This window comes from Leucobacter sp. NPDC077196 (genome assembly GCF_040687075.1).
Lineage (GTDB): Bacteria > Actinomycetota > Actinomycetes > Actinomycetales > Microbacteriaceae > Leucobacter.
The window spans coordinates 210,734-235,434 of record NZ_JBFBML010000002.1 but is presented as its reverse complement, the minus strand read 5'-3'; the positions used below and the strand labels follow the sequence as shown (position 1 = coordinate 235,434).

Here is a 24,701-nt window from a genome sequence, read left to right as displayed (position 1 = left end):
CCGAGCCTTGGCGGCTTGTTCCGGGCGTGATTACGGCGCCGGTCTGTCAGAATGGTCGCATGATGCCCGACCCTGCGGCTCCTCGCGAGTTCGCCAACGCCGACACCTGGGTCGTGATCCCGCTCTTCAACGAGGCGACCGTCATCGGCGGAGTCATCTCCGAGCTCCTGCCCGTATTCCCGAACGTCGTCTGCATCGACGACGGTTCGCGCGACGGCTCGGGAGACGTCGCGAGAGCTGCCGGATCGCACGTGGTGAAGCACCCCATCAATCTGGGTCAGGGCGCGGCGTTGCAGACCGGGTTCGCCTACGCCCTCGAGCGCGGCGCGCGATACGTAGTCACGTTCGACGCCGACGGGCAGCACCGCGTGGTCGACGCGGCGGCGATGCTCGAGGTGGCTCGTGCTGAGGATCTCGCGATCGTGTTCGGCTCGCGCTTTCTCGACGATCGCACCAATCCCGGCATCTTGAAGAAGCTGGTCTTGAAGACCGCGGTGTGGGTGACCAACGTCACCACCCGCACCCGACTCACCGATGCGCACAATGGCCTCCGGGTCATCAGAGCGGACGCGGCGGCGCGCATCAATCTGCGTCAGGATCGCATGGCGCACGGCACCGAGATCGTGGTGCAGCTCGGCAAGACGGGGCTCCCCTACGCCGAGTTCCCCGTCGAAGTGATCTACACCGACTATTCGAAGGCCAAGGGACAGTCGCTGCTCAACTCCGTGAACATTCTCGTGGACCTCATCATTCGTTAGGCACCCGTGACTCTCTTCCAAGTTCTCCTCATCCTGTTCGTCATCGCCGCGGCGAGCCTGGCCGTGCGCTTCTTGCCGGGCGAGCGGTCGCTGGCTCTCAAGCGCATCTTCGCGATCCTCTTCGTCGCAGCAGCTGCGGCGGCCATCATCTTCCCGGGCATGCTCACGACGGTGGCGAACTTCTTCGGCATCGGTCGAGGCACGGACTTGCTGCTGTACCTCTTCATCGTCGCCATGCTGATCTTCGCAGTGGCCGTGGTCCGGGCTAAGGCGCGCAGCGATGCGCGTGTCTCCGAGCTCGCACGCGCGGTCGCGCTGATGGAGGCGCGCATTCTCGAAGGACGGTCGCGACGTGACCGAGATGAGCGCACGGACGGAGGAGCCCCGCGCGCATGATCGCCTGGCTGAGTTTCTCCATTCCCGTCGTCACGGCGCTGGCGATCATCGCGGTGACCGGTCTTCCCATCGCCTGGGCGTTGCGTCTGCGGGGCTTCACGGTCGCCCTCGTCGCCGTTCCGGCATCGTTCGCGGTGCTGGCACTCTCGAGCATCGTCGCCCAGTTCGTGGGCGTGCCCTGGTCGCTGCTCCCCGCGTTCGCGCTCGCAGCGGCCCTGACCGTGGTGCTTCTCGCTCTGCGCCGCTGGATCGCGCCGCACCCCGAACCGCGTCACCTTCGCGCGCGGGCACTCCACCTGCGCCACGACCTGTGGCTCTCACTCGCGGCCGCCGCTATCGGCGGCATCGTGCTCGCGATCTCCCTGGTGGCGGCGGTGAAGCAACCGGGCGCGATCTCGCAGACCTTCGACGCGAACTTCCATCTCAATGCCGTGCGCTACATCCTCGACGGCGGCTCGGCGTCACCGGTGTCCATGGATCTCACGTCGCCCGGATCCCCCGTCTTCTACCCGACCCTCTGGCACGCGCTCGTCGCGTTGGTCGTGCAGCTGAGCGGCGTGAGCATCCCCCTCGCTACGAACGCGGTGCTGTTCGTCGTCGTGTGCGTGATCTGGCCGATCGGCGTCGTGGCTCTCGGGCGCGCGGTCGCGGGGCCGAGTGTGGCAACCACCCTCATCTCGGGCGCGGTGGCCGCCGCGTTCCCGAACTTCCCGCTCTTCCTGGTGGGCTACGGAGTGCTGTACCCCAACATTCTCGCGTTGATCCTCATGCCGTTCGTGCTGGTGGCGGGGCTGCAGCTGCTGAATCTCGGCCCGGCTCGACGCGCGCAGCCGCTCACTCCGGTGACGCGCTGGCTGCTCTTCTGGGGGGCGTTGGGCGCAGCGGTACTCGCGCACCCGAGCGTCATCCACGTGCTCCTCGTATGGGGCGCGATTCCCGTGCTCTTCGCCGTGGTGCGCGCACTTCGCGGGCGCCCGGTGCCCGGAGCCGGCGGAGCGCTCGTGCTGCCGAAGACCTCGCGCCCACTGCGCTCCGTACTCGCCGTCGCCGGAGCCGGCCTCTTCGCGGCAACGGTCGTGGCTGCCTGGATCGTGGGACGCACGACCGACAACGCCTGGCAGGGCTTCTTCATCGTGCATGATGCGATCCTGCAACTCATCGGCGGCACACCGCACATTCAAGGTCATGCCTGGGTCGTCGCGCTCCTCGTGCTGCTGGGAGCCGTGCTGGCCTGGCGCTACCGGTCGCTGCGATGGGCGGTGGGAAGCGCCGCGACGCTCGCCGCCTTCTACGTGATCGCCGACGGCTTTCCCACCTCGGAGTGGCGCACGTTCTTCGTCGGCCCCTGGTACAACGATTCCCGTCGACTCGCCGCTCTCGTGCCGTTCGGCGCACTGCCGCTCATGGTGCTCGGAGCACGAGCGGCATGGGCGATGCTGCGACCCTCGTTCCTTCGGGCGGCGCGCATGGCGTCGACCCGCCCCGGCCGCACCTTCGGCGCACTCACCGCCTTCGCACTCGTCTTCCTCGTCGCTGTGGGCCAGTCGGGCACCTTCCGCATCCAGCAGATCGTCACCGAGTCGTACGATCAGCAGGCCGCCATGCTCGTCGACGATGACGAACTGGCACTCATCGACCGCCTCGGCGACGAGGTGCCCGAAGGCGAAGTCATCGCGAACAACCCCTTGAACGGCAGCTCGCTCACGTACGCGCTCGCCGACCGTGCTGTGACCTTCCCGCACTCGGGCGGCAACTACGATCCACGGGACTACGAGTTCGTCAACGCACTCGTCCCCGATCCCGAGCTCGCCTGCAGTCTGTCGCAGGAGCTCGATATCTCGTACGTGCTCGATTTCGGCACCGCCTTCGTGATTCCCGACCCCGGGCCACGCGGCATCCCGTTCGAAGACATGCAGCACCTCGACCGGTCGCCGATTCTCACCGAGGTCGACAGCGAAGGCGACGCAGTGCTCTACCGCGTCACCGGCTGCTGATCGCACGAACCGAATTTCCGAAGGAGACCCATGAACGACATCAGCCCACTCGCCTACATCGGCGAGGGTGTGGAACTCGGAGCGAACGTGCGCATCGGCCCCGGGGCCGTGATTCTCGGGCCCTGCGTGGTAGAGGACGACGTCTGGATCGGACCCGGAGCCCAGATCGGCGCTCCACCGGAGATGTCGAGTCTGCCTCAGAACGCGGCCTGGAACGGCGACCTCCAGCATGCGGGTGTGCGCATCAAGACGGGCGCGGTCATCCGTGAGAACGCCGTAATCCACCAGGGCACCTATCGCGAGACGAGCGTCGGCGCTCGCAGCTGGGTGCTGAATCGCGCCTACCTCGCGCACGACGTGGTGCTCGGCGACGATGCCACCGTTTCGGCCGGGGTGTCGATCGGCGGGCACTGCGTCATCGGCGACCGCGTCAACATCGGCATGAATGCCGTGGTGCACCAGCGCCGCGTCATCGCTGCCGGCGCCATGGTGGGGATGGGAACGCCCGTGACGCGCGACGTGCCCCCGTTTGCGAAGGTCTACGGCACGCCGCCGCGCCTCACCGGGGTGAATGCCGTGGGGATTGAGCGCGCGGGGCACGATGCGGCGCTCGCATCCGTGCTGCTCGCGCACTATCGTTCGGGAGACCTCCTGGTCGACCGCTCCACGCTCGCCGAAGCGCTCGAACCGATGCAAGACGAAGTCGACTGGTGGCGCGGGCACGGCGAGCTGCGGCCCACCTCTGCCGCGGGCGACTGAGCGGACAGGCCCCTCGCGCGCAGGCCCGCGCGTCATTCGCGGAGCATCCCTTCGATCGCAGTGATCACCCGCTCCGAAGCCATCCGATCCGAAGCAAAGAACTGCGCTTCGATCTCACGGCCCGTGTACGCGAGCAGATCGGGAAGCTGGTCGATCACTTCCTCCGCTTCTCGAGCGAGCAAACCGAACCCGGAATGAGCCGCAGTGAAGGCTGCGTCGGCGAAGCTCGCCGGAGCGCCGATCACCTCTGTTCGATCGAACTGGAAGAACAGCGTAGGCGTGCCGCAGACCGCAGCGTCGAAGGATCGTTCGGAGTAGTCCGTCACCAGCGCGGCAGCCACCACCAGTGATTCGTCGAGGACACGCGAATCCCGGTCGCAGTCGATCCAGCTCGGAACATCGAGCACCGGCATCGAGCCGCCGGGATGCACCCACTGCACACGCGCTCCTGCCGCAGCGGCCGCCGCTCGAAGCCCGGGATGCGCAAGGAGCGCTCCCCAGTGCCGCGCCCACTGATCCGCGGCGGCTGCCCGCTGACGGAGGCAGGGGGCGATGATCAGGGTCGCCGGCGGTCGTCCCGATCGCGTCGCTCTCTCGGCCTGCACGCGCAGCAGATCGTGTCGCGGCATCCCGGAATGCAGCACACTGTCGGGGAAGACGGCGTAGTCGCCTCCCGAGAGACGCAGCAGATCGTACTCCGACACGGTCGATGTCGTGATGAGGTCGATACCGACCGGGTTGATCCGCCGATACTCCATCGCCGTGTAGATGTCGGGATTGACGAACACCCGCCGCCAGGTGCGCGATATCGTGCTCGCCGGAAACGGTGTGGATTCTAGTCGATCGAGTACCGATGACACCACGACGCGCGACTGCTTCGCGAGAACGAAGTGGCGCCAGGAACCCGCGACGACGACCCGGGCGCCGCGACTACGCACCCGATCCGCGGAGTCCGCGACGAACCACGCGTTCACGGACGGATGTGCGACGGCTATCACATCGAAGACCGCCCGCGCATTGCCGCGCTGCTCCGCCCCGTCCATGAACAACCAGGCGCCGGCAGCGCGAGCTCGAAAACCGAGAATGCCGGAGGCCCGCCAGACGAGAGCCCATATGAGATGCTGCACGCGCGCGCTCCGCAGCTTCCTCGATACGGCACGGGCGCCATCACCCAACGGCATCTTCATGACGCGGGCGAGGCGAGCCCGCACCCCGAGGCGGGGCTCACGAGTGACGGTCGCAGGCGGCACGATGTGCCCGAGCTCGATCCGCGCTGCGTCCTCCCCGAGCGCTTCTCCGTCGAGTTCCAGCGAGAACCCGGGGTCGCAGGCGAGTCGAACAGGTGTTGTTCCGCGCACGCGCACCAAGTGCTCGTACCCCCAGGTGCTGCCGACGAACTCGATACGTCGAGTCTTCACCGCGAGAATGCCCGAGTCCACGCCCGAAGCTCCAGCGGACTCGGATTTCGCGGCCTCTCCGCACCGACGGTCGGTACGCTCCAACGCCCCGTTCGAGATCCATTCTCCGGCGATTCGCAAGCCCTCCGGCGGATGCGGCGACGAGCTGAACAGGCTGAGCAGCTGCACGCCTCGCACCTCGTCGACTTCCCGCACGAGCACCGGAGATGCATCGACCGCGCCGAGTGCTGCGAGCCACGCGACGCGCACCTCGACGGGGAGCGGGAACCCCGCGCAGAAATCTCGAACACCGGCATCGCCGATGAGCCGCAGGTTCGCGACGAAAGCCTCGCGAAGGCTCCTGAGCTCAGAAGGAGGCATCCGGTAGGTCGGCGAGTGCTCAGAGAAGTTCCGCTGAAAGACGATGTAGCTGAGATGCAGGATGACATTCGCGAGCCACTGCGGCGTGGGTGAAGGCGCGATATCGAGCAGTTCCCGGTGCGGGCCCGAGAAGACCGCGTCGAAATTCTGGATGAGCCGCTGCTGCTGCGCGACGATCGAGGAGCCGTCGGCCCGTCTCCGGTACTGGTACACCGCATCCGGCACGACCACGTGCCGCGCACCGGCGCGCAAAAGGAAGTGCGCGAGGAACATCGAGTCGGACGCTTGTCGCAACCGTTCATCGTAGCGGAGGCCCAGCGCGGTGATCTCCGCGCGCTTGAGAAAGACGTTGCCGCCGGGCGTCTGGATCGCCTCCGGTTCCTGCGCGAGGTCGATCACGCGCGGCCGCGGCCCGGCGAACTTGAAATCGAGCGCGTGGGGAAGGTCTCTCCCATCGGGGGCCTTGACCTGGATTCTCGCGACGAACATGCGCTCAGCCCGGAATGCGACGCGGGCGCGCTCCACCTCAGCGAGATAGTCGGGCGCGAGCACGTCGTCCGGATCCGGCGCACTGATCCATTCACCACGCGCCTGAGCGAGAGCGGCATTGCGAGCAGCTGCGACACCCCCATTGGCCTGCACGATCACGCGCACGTGATAGTCGGTCGTCATCATCCACGCACGGACGATCGACTCTGATGCGTCCGGGGAACCGTCGATGACGAAGATCAACTCGTAGCCAGCATGCCACGCGGACTGCGCTTCGAGTGATGCGAGAAAATCGGGCAGATACTGCTCGACTCCGTAACAGGCGATCAGCAGTGACGTGTGCGGCACTGCTGATCGCCATGACGCCGGCGCCCGATTCACCTCGTCCGTAACCACTGACATCGTCCGCCTTTCCGCAAGCCCCATTGACCCCGACCCATTCTCACAGACCGGACGTCCGTCCCGGGATCACCCAACTGCGAGCGGGTAGTATCGTCGCGTGACTGAACACCCCGCACTCAGAGACCCTGAGTATTCCACCCCCGGCACCAGCCTCGGGCTCATCAGCGTATTCCGTTACCACTATCTGCTCGGACTCCTGCTCAAGAAGGGCGTGGTGACCCGGTATTACGGGTCGGTACTGGGTTGGGCATGGTCGTACATTCGTCCCCTCGCGCAGTTCTTCATGTACTACGTGGTCATCGGCATCCTGCTCGGCGTGAGCCGTGGCGTCGAGTACTTCCCGATCTACCTGTTCTCGGGGATCATCGTGATCAACCTGTTCAGCGAGACCTTCAGAGCGACGACCGACGCGGTACTGGGCAATAAAGCGCTAATACGCAAGGTCTATCTGCCGCGCGAGCTCTTCCCGGTCGCCGCAGCCGGCGGAGCCATCATCCACTTCCTCCCGCAGGCTGTAGTGCTTTTCATCGTCTGCTTGTTCAACGGATGGCACTTCACATGGATGCAGCCGCTGGCGTTCGTGCTCTCGATGATCATCGTGGTGCTCTTCGCGCTGGGTCTCGGGCTCTTCTTCGGCGCTCTCAATGTGCTGTACCGCGATTCGAAGAACTTCGTCGACTTGATCCTCATGTTCGCAACCTGGTCGTCACCGGTGCTCTATACCTTCGAGAAAGTGCGTGATCGGGCGCCGGACTGGCTCTACCACCTGTACATGGCGAACCCGGTCACCACCGCCGTCGAACTCTCGCACTCGACCTTCTGGGCGCCGATCGCAAGCGATGCCGCCCGACCCGGTGGCTTGATGATGAACAGCGCCATCGGCATTGGACTCGCGATCGTCGCGCTGCTCATCGGTCAGCTCGTATTCCGCAAGAAGGAGGGGCAGTTTGCCCAGAATCTCTGACCCGTCAAATTTCATGCACAGCTCGAAACCGACGATCGTCGTGCACGATCTCGTGAAGACCTTCTCCCTGAAGCACACGCAGTCCTTCAAAGAGTCGTTCGTTTCGATGTTCTCGAAGGAAGACCGCACGACCGATTTCCGGGCGCTGAACGGTGTGAGCTTCGAAGTCGGTGAAGGCGAAGCGCTTGCGGTTCTCGGCCACAACGGCTCCGGGAAATCGACGACGCTGAAACTCATCTCGGGTGTGCAGCAGCCGGATTCGGGATGGGTGCGCACGCGCGGCCGCATTGGAGGTCTGCTCGAAGTCGGCGCCGGGTTCCACCCCGATCTCACCGGCAACGACAACATCTACCTCAACGCCGCCATCCTCGGCATGTCGAAGGATGAGACGGACGCACGGTACGACGAGATCGTCGAATTCTCGGGTATCAGCGAGGAATTCCTCGACTCGGAGGTGAAGCGGTACAGCTCGGGGATGAAGTCCCGACTCGGTTTCTCCGTTGCGGTGCACACCGAAGTGGACGTGCTCCTCGTCGACGAGGTGCTCTCCGTCGGCGACGCGGCGTTCAAGGCGAAGTGCAACGACAAGATCCTGGAGATGCGCGAGCAGGGCAAGACCATGTTCGTCGTCAGCCACAGCATCGGCACAGTGCGCAAACTCTGCCAGCGCGGCATCGTCCTCAACCAGGGCGAGCTGATCTTCGACGGCCCCATCGATGAGGCGGTCGAGTACGTGCGACCGCCAAAGGTCGACAAGCCTCGGGCGCCCCGCGCCGCTTCCGCCCAGAAACCCGAGCCTCGGCCAAAACCCGAAGCACCCGTCAACGAAACCCGTTTCACGATTGCACCGGAATTCATGTACCTTTTCCTGAGCAAAGAAACTCAACTGGGGCAGCCGGTCGACGACCCCGTGGAGATAGCCGAGAACGGTGGCGGTATTCTGCAGCGATTCGAGCGCGGTACCGCGACGCGTTCCCATGCTCTGAGCATCACCCAGTTCACGCGACCCGGCGTTTTTCTCGACGCGTACATCGCCGCGGGAGGCCCGCAGGGCAAGTGGGGGTTCATCGTCGGACGGGTCGAGGGTGCGGGCAGCATCGACGAAACCGTGCGCATCCGTTTTCAGAACGGCATAGCTTCTCGCACGGGTGGGTCAGAATCGCCCGTGGAATTCTCACCCGCGAAGCTCGGTGCCGTCACGTCGACCAGCGCACCCACCGTCTGAATCCAGCGCTCACTGCGCATCCGGAAGGAACTCTCCCCCGCAGGAAGGCGGACAGCATGGCGGTACACCTGACGCATGGGATTAAGAAGAATGTCGGAGATGCGCTGATTCATTCGCGCGCGCGCAAGCTGTGGCATCACGTCGCACCAGACCTGGACCTCGTGTCAGTTCCCCGATGGGAGAGCCATGTCGCGCCTGAGGACTCGCAGTTGCTCGTGCTGTGCGGTGGTCCGGGTTTCACGCCGCGCATGATCGAGTCCGTCTTTCCCGTCGCACAGGAGCCGCTCCGGCAAGGCACTCCGGTCGCGGGCTTCGCTCTCGGGTGGCAGGGGCTCCCCGCCCGGAAACCTGAAGGATTCTCGATGACGGCTCGGAGCGTCGCCGCACTTCGGAAGATCACCGCACACGGCACGCCTCTCTCGGTGCGCGACGACGTCACCGCCGAGATCGCAGGGATGTTCGGCATCGACGCGATCCGGACGGGATGCAGCGCGTGGTACTCGATTCCGCACCTGGGGGCGGCCGCCGACCCCGGACCCGAGGAGCCCCGCAGTGTGGTGTTCACGACTCCAGCTCTCGCGGAGAACGCGAAGGAGTCGATTGCGGTGATGCGCATGCTCCGAGCCAAGTATCCGCGCGCCACGCTCGTCGCGGCCTTCCACCGGGGCATTCTACCCGACGAGCACACGTCGCCCGAGCAGAGCGCGCCACTGGTCGCACAGGCCGAAGCCGCGCGCGAGCTCGGTTTCGACGTGCGCGACGTCGCGTATGGTCTCGAACTTATCGATTTCTACCACGCGGTCGACCTGCACGTCGGTTATCGCGTGCACGCGCACCTCGACTTCGTGAGCCGACGTCGGCCGAGCGTGCTCATCAGCGAAGACGGACGCGGTTCTGGGCAAACGGCCGCGCTGCACGGAGGGCGGAAGATTCTCTGGGCAGGGCATCCGATTCTCGTCGACAAGCTCGATCGACGTCTGAGCAACGAGCACGAGAAGCAGTGGCCGTCGCTCAGCCGCGCCGTCGAGACGATCGAAGCGTCGTATCCGGTCATGCGAGAGATGATTCAGCGGCAGGCGGATTTGCGTCTTCGCTGACGCCGACCGTAGCGAGCTGCGTCAGACCGAAGTGCCTGCCCGCCGGTGCGTGCCCAGAGTGTGAAGGAGCCTGCATGCCAAACCCCACCGATGACGTCGAACGTCTGCTCTGGTGCATTCGGCCGGCGGTCGACATCACGCACCTCCACGCGCCGCTCCCCGAGAAGATGGTGCAGCAGCATCCCACCGCCTGGCCGTACCGCGAAGCATCGCTGCGCACCGCTGAGCACCATCTCGTTGTCACGGAGACGGTCAACCAGGAGCGCAGCCTCGCCCCGGTGTTCGAGGGCGGACCCCGAAGCCTTCCGCCGCTTTCCGCGGGGGAAGGTACCGAGGCGGTGGAGTCCGAAGTCGTGCGAGAGGTGCGCTCGCGTCTGAGACGCGCACTTTCGAACGAAGAGCCCCTGCTCGTGGCCGCACTCGAGCACCGCCTCTACAAAGCCGCCCGCGCGCACATGCAGTTTCGCAGGCTCGATCTCTCCGCCTATCGCGGGCTCGTAGTGGCGACGCAGCACTCGTCGAGCGTGCGAGCTGCAATTCTCGCCGCGGAGGAGCAGGGCACGCCGGTCACTTACATTCCCCACGCGCCGGTCGCAGGCAACCCCGTGTATCTGGATCTCCCCGCATCGACCGCGGGTCTTCGCGGAGTGGGCGAGTCCGACTACTATTCTCGCGAGCTCGGAATCCCAGCGGCCTCCCTCGACGTCATCGGCAACCTCGGCAGCGACCTCCTCGAGACTCCGGCGCCCGCGATACGACCGGGCGCCCCTGGTATTCTCGCGCTCTCTCCCCACCCTTCCGAGACGCTCGAGCGGATGTTCTCCCTCGTCTCCGATGCGTCCATCGGGGAGCTCATCGTCGCGCCGCATCCCGCGACTCAGCTCAAGGATGTGCGCCCACTCATGCGACCGGGGTGGCAACTCGCCGAAGGCTGGCGAACGATGGATCTCTTGACGGAGGGGCCCGCATTCCTCCTGCACCTCTCCAGCGGCGTCGCGTGGGAGAGCGCGGCACTGGGCATTCCCACCGCTACGATCCGACTCGATCAGACTCCGGTGAACTATCCGTTCCTCGTCGACGAGTCGGTGTACCCGTCGATTTTCACGTCATCGGAGGCGGCGTCGTTCGTCGCCCGCGCGCGCGGGGGCGTCATCGACCGATCGGCGCTGCTCGCTCACGCGCGGCGCTGGTGCAGCTTCGATGGAGTCGAGGCGAAGGAACGATTGCGGGTGCTCCTCAGACGAAACCCGGGCGAGTCGGCCGAATCGCAAACACGGTGCCTGCACGATGGCTGGTCGGCGGGCGGCGCCGCACTCGCGCGTTCCTGGATCGCCTCGACCCCCGTCGCCCCGGCGTAAAGCTCCCCGCAGCAGCCGCTTATATACTGTGTGGGTGAATGACACCGCAAACCTATTAAAGCTCGCAGTCATCGGCCAGGGGTATGTGGGCCTGCCGCTCGCAATGCGCGCGGTCGAAGCAGGCTACGACGTAGTGGGCATCGACTTCGATGCCCAGCGCATCGGCATGCTGTCGAACGGTGAGTCGTACGTCGACGACATCAGCGATCAGGTGCTCCGCGCAGCGATCGACTCGGGTCGATACCACGCGGTCACGGAGTACGCGCCCGCCGAGGGCTTCGATTTCGCCGTGATCACGGTTCCGACCCCCCTCCGCAATGCCACGCCCGATCTCAGCTACATCGAGAGCGCGAGCCGCTCGCTCGGTCCCCTGGTCACTCGAGGTGCGACGGTCATCCTCGAATCGACCACGTACCCCGGCACGACCCAGGAACTCATGGTGCCGATCCTTGAGGAGCTCAGCGGACTCACCGCCGGCGTCGACTTCTTCGCGGGGTACAGCCCGGAGCGTATTGATCCGGGGAACCAGAAGTTCTCCTTCAAGACGACGCCGAAGATCGTCTCAGGGATCAACCCCGCGTCACTGGAACGAGTCACCAGCCTGTTCTCCGACCTCGTCGACACCACGGTGCCTGTGAGCACGCCGCGCGAGGCGGAGATGGCGAAGCTCCTCGAGAACACCTTCCGTCACGTCAACGTCGCGCTCGTCAACGAGCTCGCCGTGTACGCCCACGAACTCGGCGTCAATGTCTGGGAGACGATCGAGGCCGCGTCCACGAAGCCCTTCGGGTTCATGAAGTTCACCCCCGGGCCGGGTGTGGGCGGCCATTGCCTTCCCATCGACCCGAGCTACCTCTCCTGGAAGGTCAAGACGGATCTCGGACGCAACTTCCGCTTCGTCGAGCTCGCAAACGATGTGAACGACCACATGCCCGAGCATGTCGTCAATCGGGCCATGCATCTGCTCAATGAGCACAGCAAGGCGCTGCGCGGATCCAAGATCCTCGTCATCGGAGTCGCGTACAAGAAGGATTCGAGTGACGCGCGCGAATCGCCCGCGGTCGGCGTGATCCGACTGCTGAACGAGTTCGGAGCGGATGTCTACGGCATCGACAGCCATGTCGAAGATCGGTACTGGCCGGAAGGCGCGACCCGCGCCGAGCTGTCGGCTGACCTCGTCGCTGCTGCCGATCTCGCGATCGTGGTGACGGATCACTCCGACATCGATGTGACATTGCTGGAGGGCGTCGACACTCCGGTGTTCGATACGCGCAACAAGTTGACGGGAGAGAACGTCACGGTTCTGTGATCGTTTCTCAGCGCTCGATTTTGCTTCTTCAGCGCGCAGCGGGGAGCGGATCCGATCGAGTCGGGTGTCCGGCGGGTGAACGCCTGCCGGGCGCGAGAGTGCGTGACAGACCCTCCCTCTAAGCTGGTTTCATGGCAGTCAAGTTGTTTCAGCGGAAGCCCGCACAGCAGCAGCGTGCTTTTTTGGAAGCGTACGAGTACTCCGCGACGGTCGATCGCAAAGCGTCGACCACTCGAGCCCTCGGTGAGCGGATGTTCTCGCGAGATCCGATGGAGCCGCTCGCACTGCACGGCACGAAGGGCGAGCACGACTGGTCCGCGCTCCGCGTCTACCTCGGTAGTACGGACGCTGCCGTGCTTCCCGCGCATTGGCGGATCCGTCACGTGTGGGCGGCCGTGATCCTCAACTACATCACCGACCCGACCGAGGAGCATCTCCGCCTCATCGAGCGCGCATATGAGCTCTCCGTCGACCACTATCGCTTCGCTTCGGTGGTCGGAGAAGAGAAGTTCGCACTGTTCGGCGTGCAGACCGCGACGCTCCGCGAGAACCGTGGGTTGCTCGATCGCCTGCTCGAGCTGACCGACGTCACCGAGTCGATTCGCTGGACCGCGGAGACCGACCTGCTCAAGCACAGCATCACTGACGCGCCAGAGTCCCACTCGCGTTGGTGGGAGCGCTACAACGCCCCGTTCACGCAGGCGGGGCTGGAACCGTGGGAACTCGACCCCGCGAGTTCGTCGGCTCCGTGTGTGGCCAGCCTCTTCGATCGCATCCGTGCGGCACGGCTCGCCTCTGCCGAGACCGTCGACGGACCGCTCGTCACCGTCATCGTGCCGACGTTCAATCCGACGACGACCTTCAGCGCGACGGTCGAGTCGCTCGCCCGCCAGACGTGGCAGAATCTCGAGATCCTGATCGTCGATGACGCCTCGTCGACCGGCGGCGAACTGCTCGAACTGGCGGCGGAAAGCGATCCGCGCCTGCGTGTGATTCGCATGCCCGAAAACGGGGGAGCGTATCGCGCGCGCAACGCCGGCATACTCTCAGCGAAGGGCGAGTTCGTGACGGTGCTCGACTCGGACGACCTCTCGCACCCGCGACGCATCGAGCGGCAGATGCGCCCGCTCCTCGCCGATCCCGACCTTCTCGCGACGGACTCGCTCGCCATCCGAACCCACGACGACGGGCTGCTCACCAACTTCAGCTCGACCGCGCTCCGCCAGAACGCATCGTCGCTCCTCTTCCGGCGAGCGATGACCGCCGAGCTCGGACTCTACGACCCGGTGCGCAAGGCTGCGGATTCCGAATACATCGGCCGTATCGAGCACCGATTCGGGCGCGACGCCATCTCTACCGTGCGCGAGCCGCTCGGTCTCATCCAGTTGACGACTGGCTCGCTCTCACGCGGCGACTTTGTCATGGGGTGGTGGAGCGGGCGGCGACTTGCCTACCGCCGTCAGTATCTTACGTGGCAGCGTCTCGGATCCTCGGCGGGAGAACATGCGCTCAGGCTCGATCCTTCCGAAGAACGCGCTTTCACCGCTCCGCGTGCCCTGCTCGGCCTTCCCGAGCCAGCCCGGTTTCCCTTCGGTGTGCTGTCCGGCTGGGATTCATCCGAGGGCGAGTTCCCAGAACGCGTGGCGGCCCTCACGTCGCTTGCTCAGTTCGGTTCGGGCGAACCGGTCGCACTGCTCAACGGCGTTCACCCGAAGACGAGTCCGCAGCACCGCAGCTTTCGCATCTCCACGGAGCTCTGGAAGGCGGTCGAACGCGGAGACGCGACGTGGGCCGACTGGAACCAGGAGGCGCGGATCGGCACGCTGGTCATCACGGACCCGTCCTATCTGATCTACGTGCCGACGCCCGAGAAGCGCCGCATCCGCTGCACTCGGGTCGTTATCGCGGTCGACAACTCGGTACGGAGCGCGGACAACGACCCGCGACTCCTCTCCCCCGCGTGGATCGAACGCCGGTGCCGGGAAACGTTCGGCGTCACACCGGAGTGGCTTCCCGGCACCCCGGCCTTCGCCGAGGCTCTTGCTCGGGGAACGAAGCGCGTCCTTCCACCCTCCCAGTTCCTCGTCGCGGCTCCGACGCAGCGGAACCGAGTCGCGACAGATCGGATGACCGTCGGCGTGCTTCCCATTCCTACGCTCCGCACACCCGAACGCCTGCTGCAGCACTTCGATCAGCTCCGAGATCCGCTTCGCTCCTTCGACCTGCGCTACCTCAACACCTCGGTCAAGCTGGACGAGCGCATCGACGAGCTCGGAGCCGACTCGTCGGTCGTCGTGCCCCGCGGCGCGCTCAACGCACGACAGTTCGCCGCATCGGTCGACGCGCTGATCTTCGATTCGATGGAAGTCGACGAATGCCCAAACCCCGCTCAGGTGTGGAACGCCGCGGCGCAGGGAGTGATCCCAGTCGTACCGCAGAAGTTCGCCGCCGATTACGGAGACTTGGTGATCGCGTTCCCCCCGGCCGAGCTGGCGCGCACCCTTGCCGAGCTGTCCTCGGATCCCGAGTTCCAGACCCGCCAGCGCGACACGATGCGGCGAAGCGTGAGCGCCCTCGCATCCGCTGATGGGCTCAGGCGGATTCTGCACCCATCGGCGTAGCCTAAGATACCCTCTGTGATGCCGTACGCCGATTCCAGATCCATCGCGTTCGCTGCCGACCCGGGAAGTGCCGTCCGGTGACGGCCCCCGCTCCCATCGCTAAGAAGAGCAGCTACCGGCCCGAGATCGAGGGGCTTCGCGCCCTCGCGATCGGCCTCGTCCTGCTCTACCACGCCGGCGTCCCCTTCATCCGGGGCGGTTTCGTCGGCGTCGACATCTTCTTCGTCATCTCCGGATTTCTCATCACCGGCATTCTCATCCGCGAGCTCGAGACGACCGGGCGCATCGATCTGATCGCATTCTGGGGACGCCGAGCGAAACGCCTGCTTCCCGCCAGCTCCGTTGTGCTGCTGTTCTCCGCGATCGGTACCTGGCTCATCATCCCGAGTACGCAATGGCGGAGCATCGGCGCCGACATCGCCGCCGCCGCCGGCTACGTCGTCAACTGGCGCTTCGCGCAGCAGGCCGTCGACTACAACGCTGAGGGGACCGGCGTCTCCCCCGTCAAACACTTCTGGTCGCTCGCGGTCGAGGAGCAGTTCTACGTCGTTTGGCCGCTCCTGCTCGTGCTGCTCTCCGCGGTGGTGCTCAAGCGCGTTGCTCGCACCCGCATCCGGCTCTGGATCGGAATCGCGCTCGCGATCATCGTGATTCCGAGCTTCATCTGGTCCGTCTCCTACACCTCGGAGAATCCGAGCGGCGCGTTCTTCATCACCACCACGCGACTCTGGGAACTCGGGGTCGGAGCCGCGATCGCCATCATCGCGCCGCAACTCGGTCGGCTCCCCCGCTCGTTCGCGTTGCTGCTCGGATGGCTCGGCACCTCGGCGATCGTGATCTCCGTGTTCCTCTTCGACGGCCCGACCGCATGGCCGGGGGCCCTCGCACTGCTGCCCGTGCTCGGCACCGGCGCGGTGATCATCGCGACGACCGGACGCGACGCCGAGTCGTTCGGCGTCGAGCGTCTGCTGTCGTGGAAGCCGATCGTCTGGATCGGTGGCATCTCCTACTCCTGGTACCTCTGGCACTGGCCGTTCCTCGTGCTTGCCGAAGCGCAGTTCGGCGAGCTCCGGCTGCGCTGGAGCGTGCTAGCGGTGTTGCTCTCGGGCGTCGTCGCTTGGATCAGCCTGCGCCTGATCGAGAACCCCGTGCGCCGTTCGGCTACCCTCGCCAAGAATCACACCCTTGCGTTCGTGTCGGGACTCAACCTCACGTTCCTGGGCATCATCACCGGACTCGCCCTGATCCTCGCGACCCCCGGGGCGAGCACGAACACCCCGGTCGATCTCACTAAGCTCGGGGCCGCGTCTCTCGCGACGTCGCCCGAGGGGAAGGCCGATCTCGCGTCGGTCGACGCATCGGAGCAAATCATCCCGGCACCCACCGACGCCACGAACGATATGCCGCCCTTCAACGAGGAGTGCAAGACGGAGCAGGACAGCGCAGAGGTGATCCTCTGCGAGTACGGGGACACCGAGAGCGACGTCACCATCGTGGCGACCGGTGACTCGAAGATCCAGCAGATGGAATCGGCGCTCATCGCGACCGCCGAATCGCAGGGCTGGCACCTCGTCACCGTGTTCAAATCGGCCTGTGCGCTCGTCGAGCCCGCCTTCGATGAGAGCGAATCAGTGGATCGGAATTGCGCCGAGTGGAATCGGGCAGCGATCGAGCGGATCATCGAGCTCGACCCCGCAGTCGTGCTGACCACGGGGCGAACCGTTCGAGATGGCCGGACCGAGAACGGCGATGAGACCCCCGGTGCGCAGATGATCGCGGGAGCCTGGCAGCGCTTCCTGGAATCGGGCATCGCCGTGGTTCCGCTTCTCGACAACCCGGATCCCGGTCAGGAGGTGTACGAGTGCGTCGCCGAGCACCCGGACGAGCTCTCAGCCTGCTCATTCGAGCGCGAGGAGGCTCTCGCTCGTTCGGGTGCGAGCTATCAACGACTCGCGATGGAGCTGGCCGGCGTCACCGAGTTCATCGATCTCTCCGACATGGTCTGCCCCGTCGCCAAACGCTGCCCGGCGGTCATCGGCGATGTGCTCGTGTACCGCCAGGGTTCGCACCTCACCGACACCTACGTCCAGACGCTCGCGAAGCCGCTCGAGGAACGACTGGCCCCGCTCGTCGAAGCCGTCGGCGGATAGCCGCTCCACGGCGTCACAGCGCGAGTCGGCTACGATGTGGAGGTGGTCATTTCCTCCCTGCGGCGCACACTGCATCGACTGCTCACCCGATCGACGCGCCCTGTCGAGCACTCTGAACCGATCGCCGATATCGCGTCGCTGACCGAACGCGCGTACCGGTCGACCGCTCAGCGCCCGGCGCTCGACCTCTTTAAGCTCGGCACCCGCATGTTCTCGTTCGACGCCCTCGAGCAGCTCGCGCGGTACGGCACGCGCGAGGAGCTCGGATGGGCGGAGCTCGAAGCTTGGTTCGGAGATCCGCAGCCGGGTGACATCCCCGAACACTGGGATTTGGCGCACATCTGGGCAGCAGCGCTCCTGTTCACGGTCATCGATTTCTCCGAGGCGTCGCTCGGCACTGCAGCGAATGCCCTGCGACGCGCTCTCGATCACCCTCGGGCCGCAGAGGCACTCGCCGACACGCGCCTGCGACTCTTCGCGTTCCAAGTGCCGCTGTTCCTCGACGACTTCGACCTGTTCGATCGTCTCTCGAGCACCCTCGACGCACCAGAGGACGTGGCCTGGGTGGCTCGCGTCGACCGGCTCCGAAGCGAATTCGCGCCTGGAGCGCTGCCGACCCCCGACTCGGCGTGGTGGCGTGGCTTTTCGGAGCCCTTCGTGGAGAGCGGCGTCGAGCCCTGGCGGTTCGATACTGAAATCGAATACGATCACGCATCGTGGTTCGACCGCATCCACGCCCCCGTCGTGACGGAGTGCGACATCGCGCCCGATAAGCAGCCCCTCGTCACGGTGATCGTGCCGGCCTACAACCCGGGCCGGAGTCTCATCAACACCATCGAATCTCTCTCCCGTCAGAGCTGGCGAAACCTCGAGGTGCTGCTCATCGACGACGCCTCCCCGGAAGGTGGTGATGTCATCGAGCGCGCTGCGGCGCTCGACCCGCGCGTCCGACTCATCCGCCTCGATCAGAACAGCGGCGCGTACCACGCCCGCAACACCGGATTGCAGGAGGCGGCCGGCGAGTTCGTGACGGTTCTCGACGCCGACGACCAAGCGCACCCGCGCCGCATCGAGCGGCAGATCGCGCCGCTGCTCGCAGATCCCGAGCTCATGGCCACCGCCTCGCACGCCATCCGAGTGCATGGCGATGGGCGTCTGCTCACCTACGGCGCGACGGCGCTCCGCCGGAACGCCTCATCGCTCCTCTTCCGACGCGGCCCCGTGCTCGACGCTCTCGGGCTCTACGATCGCGTGTACAAGGCCGCCGACACGGAGTACATCCTGCGCATGCAGCTCCGATTCGGCAAGTCCGCTGTGAAGCACATGACGGACGCGCTCGGACTTATCCAGCTCACTGAGAACTCGCTCTCGCGCGGTGATTTCCGAAACGGCTGGTGGAGCGGGCGACGAGTGGCGTATCGCCATCAGTACTTCACGTGGCATCGGCTGGCGCTCGGGTCAGCTGATGCAGATTTCTCCGTCACCGAGCCCGGTGCGTCGGGAGGCACGACGCGTCGCCGGTTCGCGGCTCCGCGCACTTTCCTCAAGCAACCCGAGCTCGAGCGCCTCGGCGTCGCCATGCTCGCGGACTGGTCGCGTCGGGTGGAGCAGCCCGAGGAATGGACGCAGCAATTGCGGAACGCCGCGGACGAGAGCCTCATCGGCCCCGGCCCGATCGGACTGCTCCACGGCGTCGATCAGCGGCGCTCCGCTGCCAACCGCGACTTCATCGTTTCGCGCGAGCTCTGGCAGACGGTCGAGGACGGCAGGGCGAGCTGGATCAGCTGGGACCAGCCAGTGCGCGTCGACACGCTCGTGGTGATGGCCCCAGACGCACTCGTCCTGCTTCCGAGCAGAGAAGCGTCGGCGCTGATCGTGAAGCGGGTCATCGTGCTCGCGGAGCGACGACCCGTCGACCCGTGGCTGTCGAATCGCGTGCAGAGAGCCTTCGGCGTGGCTCCGGAGTGGGTGCAGCCGAGCACGCTCCCGAGGGTTCTGCGCCGGAGTTCCGGAGCCGATGCATGACGCCCGCGAAGCTCCGACGAAAAATCGCGAATCGACTGCGTCGACTCTCGAACGCCGAGGCTGTGCGCCGGGACCTTCCGGCTCCCGTCGCCGAGTCAGAGAGCCGCACCGTCAGCGCGGAATTCACCCTGCTCGGCGAGACCGACTACCGCGCACTGCTGCGGATCGAGCCCGAGCACCTCTATCTCCTCGGGGGCCGAATGCAGTCGCCCGACGCCGTCGACCTCCTCGCTCGCGGGGGCACGAACGGCCGCCTCGACTGGAATGCGCTCAGCGAATTCCTGCGCACCTCGCGCTCCGCTCTGTTCCCGGGAAACTGGCATCTGCGACCGCTGCTGTATGCGGCACTGCTCAACATGGTGATCCACCCGGGCGAGGAGTCCCTGAGGATCACGGCTCGAGCGACACGTCTGGCAGCCAGACATCATGAGATCGGCGAATCGTTGCGCGAGTACCGGCTGTGGATGATGTGCCTCGGCTCGGCGATTCTCACCGAGGACTCCGCATTGCTCGACGATCTCTACCGCGTTCACGCGCCCGATCGCAACATCGCCTGGGCCGGACGCACTGATCACGCACGCCCTGAGCTTCGAACGGAGTGGGATGAGGAGCGCGTCTCGCCCTGGTGGCATGCCCTCAACGAGCCGTTCTCCGATCTCGGGTTGGAGCCCTGGGGTCTCGACGGCGCTCAACCCCTCGGCGAGGAGTCGATCTTCACGCGGATTCGCGCACCGCACGCGCCGGGGTGCGCGATCCCCCGCGATCAGCAACCGCTCGTCACCGTGATCGTTCCCTGCTACCGCCCGACGAGTTCGTTCGCCAACACCATCGAATCGCTCACCCGACAGTCCTGGGCGAATATCGAGGTACTCATCGTCGACGACGCATCGCCGGACGGCGCTGAGCATCTCGCCGCGGCTGAGATGAGCGATGACCGCGTGCGCGTCATCCGCCTCCGTGAGAACGGCGGCGCGTATGTCGCCCGCAACACTGGTCTTCGCGAAGCCCGCGGCGCGTTCGTCACCTTTCTCGACGCCGACGATCTCTCGCACTCGCGCCGTGTCGAGTTCCAAATGCTGCCGCTGCTCGACGACCCTTCGCTCATGGCGACGCTCAGCCGCTCCCTGCGTCTCACCGCGGACGGCGCCGTCACGCAGTTCGGAACCCCGCCCACTCGCCTGAACCTCTCCTCGATCCTATTTCGGCGAGCTGAGGTGCTCGCAGCGATCGGCCCGTACGACGAAGTGCGCAAGGCAGCCGACTCAGAATTCCGCGAGCGCATCGAGGCGTGGCGCGGCCGGGAGAGCGTCTACCAGGTTCCGGCAGCGCTCAGCCTCGTGCAGTTGACGACGGGCTCGCTCTCGCGCGGTGATTTCCGCGTCGATTCCGACTGGTTCGCCGGAGTGCGCATCGCCTATCGCGACCAATACCGAGGCTGGCATCGACGCATCGTGCAGCACCCCGAGCGGGAACTGCCGCTCGCCGATGGCGCACCCGCCTGCGTGGCCCCCGCTCCGCTCCGTGGCAGGGCGCTCCGAGCGCACTTCGACGTCGCCTATCTCGGCGACTGGCAGGAGGGCGTGGCCGACACCGGGAGCTGGGTCTCCGCCATCGTTGATCGCCGCCTGGCGACGGGTGCGGCGGTGGGGCTGCTGCGAGGTGTGCACCCCCGCCTGAGTTCGCGCTATCGCAGTGTGCGACTCTCGCAGCAGGTCTGGCAGTGCGTCGAATCGGGCGAGGCCGAGTGGATCAGCTGGGCTCAGGAGTCGACGATCGACACGCTGGTGGTCACCGATCCCGAGTACCTCGTTCTGCTTCCGACCGCTGCCGCCGTCGGGCTGCGCGTGCGTCGAGTTGTCGTCGCCGTCGAGCATGGGATCGGTGACGCACGAGGTGCTGCAGGAGCAACGGGTGTGCCCGATCCGGTCATGCTCGCAAGTCGGTGCGAACAGGCCCTCGGCGTGCGCCCCGAATGGCATGCGGGCTCTCGCGGCATCCTCGCCGCGCTCAGCGATCCCTCTGCGCAGTCCGGTCGCACGATCATCGGATCCCCTCGCTTCTCAGGCCCGGCCCCGGGCTCCGCGGGCCCTCTCGGCAATTCGCCGCGTATTCTCGTCGGAGTCACTCCGCTGCGCGTCGCTGCTCCTGCCGAGCTCATTCGCGATTGGGTTCCGGCTCCCGATCGAGCGAGCGTGGTGATTCTCGACGAGTTCACGCTCATCGGCGCCTATGAACGCGAGCAGCTCCCCCCGAACGTTCGCATTTTGGACATCGACGTCCCATCGGTCGGCGCTGCGAACGATGGCCCCGACACGCGAACTCCTCGTACCGTGATCGACCTCGTGGAGCGAGCAGACGTCCTCCTGTTCGATCCGCTCGATCGTCGCGAGGAGCCGCTCGACCGCCTCTGGTCGGCTCTGACCCGGGGCGCGGTCGTGGTCGCCCCAGCGAGCTACCTCGCTGAGCTCGGCGACTTGATCGTGCCCTTCGCATCGACTACGGAGCTCGCCTCCACGCTGCTCGAACTGAGCGGCGAGCCGGGCGTCGCCACACGTGCGATTCAACGAGCGCGCGTTTCTGCCACTCTCGCGTCAGAGTTCATCGTGCGCTGAACGGGATTCCGCGCCGCCGCTCGTCGATGCGAATACCGCCCTCGAGCGCCCGTTCACTGTTCGCGTGGTCTGCGTGCAGGAAGAGCTCGTCGAGGCGGTTCGCGTAAGCGTCGGGTACGGCGAAGTCGGACTCGATCATGAGTATCACCGCGTCGCGGAGATGCTCGAACGATGCGAGCACGAGGCCGGGCGCCTGCGTGGCGTAATCGAAGAGCCCCTGCTGGTAATGCCCTCCGCGGAACTGCTCGACGTCACTCTGATCGAACAGCACGGGTTTGCGCATGTACGAGAAATCCACGAACACGCTCGAGTAGTCGGTGACGAGCCCCGCCCCACGCGCGAGGAGATCGGCGTACGAGGTCCGCGCCGGGTCGAGTATCGCGACCTGATCGGAGGCGAGCGCTCGATAGTGCTCCTGATATGCGCCCATCACCGGGTGGATGAGGAATTCGATTCGCGCGTTCGCCGTCCGCAGAGCGTCGAGCACCCGCGAGTCGGTGAGCAGGCGCTGCTGCTGACGGAAGTACTCGCTCTCGAGGAATCCGGGCACTTCTTCACGGGAGCCATTCGGCTGCACCCGTCCGGCCAACCATTTGCGCCAGGTGGGCATGTAGAGCAGCACGCGGGGCGACTGATCGCTTCCCGCATCGCACAAGCGGTCGAACCGCGGAAGGCCGCTCGGAATCAGTGAACGCTCGTTGAAGAAGGAACCTGGGCGCGAGAGATACTCGAGTTCATACCGGGCACTGGCGACGATGCCGTCCAGATTCGCGTTGAAGCGGTTGTAGATGTTGTCGACGCTATTCATCGTAACGCCGTGTCTGAGCCAGATGAATGTCGGGTCGGCGATGTCCGAGAGAATACTCGTTTCCTCACCCCGCCACGGCGAATTGTATGTCGCGGGTACGTGCGAGCTGAAGTGCAGGCGCGCATTGAGATAGAGCACGCGGTGCTTGAAGGTGAGCGGCTGCACCACCCGGCCGGAGCGGGCCAATTCGGCGTACCCCGGGGCCGCAGCGTCGAGCACGAACCAGGTGCGCCTGCGCAGATCGGGTCGGTGCTCTTGGATGTACCGGAACAACGCCTCCCCGTTGTCGTTGCCGTACGCTGCGCGATCATTGATGAGGATCACGGTCTTGCGGTGACGCGACGCGAGAACAGACCAGGGCACACTGCCGAATTCGCGGGCGTGCTCCAGTGCGCGGCGCAGTCTGTAGATGATCGGATTCCGTGAGCCGCGTTCGACCACGAACCCGCGCTGCGGACGGTACGAGACGTGGTAACCCTTGGCGATGATGCACCGGCTCTCCGGGTTCCTCGAGAACGCGGTCTTCGCATGGTGCGCGACGCGCTCGGCTCGAACGACCGTGTCGAAAGCGGGCGAGGCGAACGCGAAGCGCCAGGATCGAGCCTTCGTCGGAATGACGAATCTCCGGGCGTGCACCCGCGTCGGGTAGCGACCGGCGACCCGGGGAGCGGGCCCGTCGTCGCCCGACGCCGCCTCGACCGCGACCGCCGACTCCCCGTCATCGGCGACGAGCCGCAGATCGAGATCGCCGACGTGGTAATCGAGGAAGATCGCCTCGATCTCAATCTGTCCGGGGCTCGTGTTCACCCGCATCACCTGCACGGGAAACTCGGATACGGAGAAGACGTCGACGCCTCGATACCGGACGTTCCCGTCCGCGCCCAGCGACCACGGGTGCTCCGCGTAAGCGTACGAAGCCAGCAGATACTGGTGCTGCAGCAAGCCCCGGACCCAGCGGGATTCGTGCAGCTCCTTCGGCGGCACGTGCTGCAGCAGCGCGCGCACCCGCGTCTGCAGATCCGTCTGTGACCGGATCCCATCGCTCCGCCCGACCGTCGGCAGCCCCGGATCGTCGGCGAACCACTCCGCACTCATGCGGGAGAGCCTCATCTTCAGCAGCGCGATGAGCACCGAGCGTTCGGCCGGGTTGAGCCCTTCAGTCCGAGCGGCGAGTCGTTCGAAGTACTCGATGAGGCCGACGAGTCTCCGATACTCGTCCGGTGGATCGAGCTTCGGATCGATGCGCCCGCCGCTCGCCAGTCGCGCTGCGTCGTGGCGCACGAACCCGAATCGGAAACGCACCGCTTCGAGAAGCTCGAGGGCGTGCCGAGGCTCGTCGTAGGGGATCATCGGCACCAGCAGTTCGGGCCTGGCGCGCAAGTACGCCACATCGATGAACAACCCCGCCAGCACGGTCGGAACGCTCGCAGGAAGATCACTGACGTCGACGTGGGCATCGAGGGCTGCGAGCTCCGCATACCCGACATGCGGCGTCCCATCGCGGAGCCCTCTGACGAGCGGCACGGCCAGAACCGGTTCGGGCGTTCCCCGACGTGCGTCGATACGGTCGCGCACAGCACCCAGCGTGCCGAGGTCGAACTGATCGGTCGCACCGAGGACTGAGAGGAAGCGCCCCCGAGCGATCTCCGCTCCCCTGATGAACGGGTCTTCGAGACGACTGTCGAGGGGCACGACGCGGACCCGATCCGCATGACGTGCGAGGAGATCAGCGCTATGTGGGAAGGTGCTCTCTCGCGTCAGCGCTTGCTGCGCCGCACTGCTGAACAGGATCAGTTCCGCATAAGTGTCGAAGCCGATGTGCTGGTCGAAGATCTGCGAAATGGCGCGAGCTACGCGGGGTGAGTCGACCTGCACGTGCATCACGAGCGTGAAGAGCGGAACGTTCGGTGGCATCAGTCCTCCCAGACGGGTCGGTGTCGAGAGGGTCACCTCGTA

At 65.8% G+C, this 24,701-nt stretch carries 15 protein-coding genes; 13 read left to right on the top strand and 2 right to left on the bottom strand.

Features of this window, described 5'->3' with window-relative positions; all coding sequences use genetic code 11:
* The first annotated feature begins 62 nt into the window (after nucleotides 1-62).
* From AB0O71_RS04735 to AB0O71_RS04720, 4 genes are read left to right on the top strand one after another with little or no spacing between them, the layout of a single operon-like run.
* Complete coding sequence (locus tag AB0O71_RS04735; RefSeq protein ID WP_363742721.1) at nucleotides 63-758, top strand: glycosyltransferase family 2 protein; 696 nt, start codon at nucleotides 63-65, stop codon at nucleotides 756-758.
* 6 nt (nucleotides 759-764) lie between these two features.
* Nucleotides 765-1,154 (top strand): DUF2304 domain-containing protein, encoded by a 390-nt coding sequence (locus AB0O71_RS04730; protein ID WP_363742644.1) that lies wholly within the window; start codon nucleotides 765-767, stop codon nucleotides 1,152-1,154.
* On the top strand, nucleotides 1,151-3,148 hold the full coding sequence (locus AB0O71_RS04725) for a DUF6541 family protein (RefSeq protein ID WP_363742641.1): 1,998 nt from the start codon (nucleotides 1,151-1,153) through the stop codon (nucleotides 3,146-3,148). Before AB0O71_RS04730 ends, AB0O71_RS04725 begins: the two co-directional genes overlap by 4 nt.
* A 30-nt stretch (nucleotides 3,149-3,178) precedes the next feature.
* Complete coding sequence (locus AB0O71_RS04720) at nucleotides 3,179-3,907, top strand: DapH/DapD/GlmU-related protein (RefSeq protein ID WP_363742638.1); 729 nt, start codon at nucleotides 3,179-3,181, stop codon at nucleotides 3,905-3,907.
* A 32-nt stretch (nucleotides 3,908-3,939) separates the two neighbouring features.
* Here the strand turns inward: AB0O71_RS04720 and AB0O71_RS04715 are convergent, their stop codons facing one another.
* Nucleotides 3,940-6,576, bottom strand: coding sequence for a glycosyltransferase (locus AB0O71_RS04715; protein ID WP_363742636.1), 2,637 nt, complete (start codon nucleotides 6,574-6,576; stop codon nucleotides 3,940-3,942).
* A 97-nt stretch (nucleotides 6,577-6,673) separates the two neighbouring features.
* Between AB0O71_RS04715 and AB0O71_RS04710 the strand changes: the two genes are divergently transcribed.
* The 9 genes from AB0O71_RS04710 (at nucleotide 6,674) to AB0O71_RS04670 (ending at nucleotide 21,937) form a co-directional block, all read left to right on the top strand.
* Complete coding sequence (locus AB0O71_RS04710) at nucleotides 6,674-7,540, top strand: ABC transporter permease (protein ID WP_363742634.1); 867 nt, start codon at nucleotides 6,674-6,676, stop codon at nucleotides 7,538-7,540.
* Between the two features lie 13 nt (nucleotides 7,541-7,553).
* Entirely contained in the window at nucleotides 7,554-8,765 is a 1,212-nt protein-coding gene (locus tag AB0O71_RS04705) for an ATP-binding cassette domain-containing protein (protein ID WP_363742631.1), read from the top strand.
* 56 nt (nucleotides 8,766-8,821) lie between these two features.
* The gene (locus tag AB0O71_RS04700) at nucleotides 8,822-9,862 is read left to right on the top strand and encodes a polysaccharide pyruvyl transferase family protein (protein ID WP_363742628.1); all 1,041 of its coding nucleotides are present in this window, start codon (nucleotides 8,822-8,824) and stop codon (nucleotides 9,860-9,862) included.
* 74 nt (nucleotides 9,863-9,936) lie between these two features.
* Nucleotides 9,937-11,220 (top strand): hypothetical protein, encoded by a 1,284-nt coding sequence (locus AB0O71_RS04695; RefSeq protein WP_363742625.1) that lies wholly within the window; start codon nucleotides 9,937-9,939, stop codon nucleotides 11,218-11,220.
* A 34-nt stretch (nucleotides 11,221-11,254) separates the two neighbouring features.
* Entirely contained in the window at nucleotides 11,255-12,529 is a 1,275-nt protein-coding gene (locus AB0O71_RS04690) for a nucleotide sugar dehydrogenase (RefSeq protein ID WP_363742622.1), read from the top strand.
* Between the two features lie 131 nt (nucleotides 12,530-12,660).
* On the top strand, nucleotides 12,661-15,150 hold the full coding sequence (locus tag AB0O71_RS04685) for a glycosyltransferase family 2 protein (RefSeq protein ID WP_363742619.1): 2,490 nt from the start codon (nucleotides 12,661-12,663) through the stop codon (nucleotides 15,148-15,150).
* Nucleotides 15,151-15,227: 77 nt separating this feature from the next.
* Complete coding sequence (locus AB0O71_RS04680; RefSeq protein ID WP_363742616.1) at nucleotides 15,228-17,300, top strand: acyltransferase family protein; 2,073 nt, start codon at nucleotides 15,228-15,230, stop codon at nucleotides 17,298-17,300.
* Between the two features lie 42 nt (nucleotides 17,301-17,342).
* Nucleotides 17,343-19,325 (top strand): glycosyltransferase family A protein, encoded by a 1,983-nt coding sequence (locus AB0O71_RS04675; RefSeq protein ID WP_363742613.1) that lies wholly within the window; start codon nucleotides 17,343-17,345, stop codon nucleotides 19,323-19,325.
* Nucleotides 19,322-21,937 carry a glycosyltransferase family A protein gene (locus tag AB0O71_RS04670; RefSeq protein ID WP_363742610.1) on the top strand — a complete coding sequence of 872 codons (2,616 nt, stop codon included), beginning with the start codon at nucleotides 19,322-19,324 and terminating at the stop codon, nucleotides 21,935-21,937. The genes AB0O71_RS04675 and AB0O71_RS04670 overlap by 4 nt, the downstream gene beginning before the upstream one ends.
* On the opposite strand, the gene AB0O71_RS04665 is transcribed toward AB0O71_RS04670, so the two are convergent.
* On the bottom strand, nucleotides 21,924-24,659 hold the full coding sequence (locus AB0O71_RS04665; protein WP_363742607.1) for a CDP-glycerol glycerophosphotransferase family protein: 2,736 nt from the start codon (nucleotides 24,657-24,659) through the stop codon (nucleotides 21,924-21,926). The genes AB0O71_RS04670 and AB0O71_RS04665 overlap by 14 nt on opposite strands.
* Nucleotides 24,660-24,701: the final 42 nt, after the last annotated feature.

Coding starts and splice junctions, on each gene's coding strand:
- AB0O71_RS04715 (WP_363742636.1), bottom strand. CDS start 6,576: ATGTCAGTGGTTACGGACGAGGTGAATCGGGCGCCGGCGTCATGGCGA.
- AB0O71_RS04700 (WP_363742628.1), top strand. CDS start 8,822: ATGGCGGTACACCTGACGCATGGGATTAAGAAGAATGTCGGAGATGCG.
- AB0O71_RS04670 (WP_363742610.1), top strand. CDS start 19,322: ATGACGCCCGCGAAGCTCCGACGAAAAATCGCGAATCGACTGCGTCGA.
- AB0O71_RS04735 (WP_363742721.1), top strand. CDS start 63: ATGCCCGACCCTGCGGCTCCTCGCGAGTTCGCCAACGCCGACACCTGG.
- AB0O71_RS04725 (WP_363742641.1), top strand. CDS start 1,151: ATGATCGCCTGGCTGAGTTTCTCCATTCCCGTCGTCACGGCGCTGGCG.
- AB0O71_RS04665 (WP_363742607.1), bottom strand. CDS start 24,659: ATGCCACCGAACGTTCCGCTCTTCACGCTCGTGATGCACGTGCAGGTC.
- AB0O71_RS04720 (WP_363742638.1), top strand. CDS start 3,179: ATGAACGACATCAGCCCACTCGCCTACATCGGCGAGGGTGTGGAACTC.
- AB0O71_RS04705 (WP_363742631.1), top strand. CDS start 7,554: ATGCACAGCTCGAAACCGACGATCGTCGTGCACGATCTCGTGAAGACC.
- AB0O71_RS04685 (WP_363742619.1), top strand. CDS start 12,661: ATGGCAGTCAAGTTGTTTCAGCGGAAGCCCGCACAGCAGCAGCGTGCT.
- AB0O71_RS04695 (WP_363742625.1), top strand. CDS start 9,937: ATGCCAAACCCCACCGATGACGTCGAACGTCTGCTCTGGTGCATTCGG.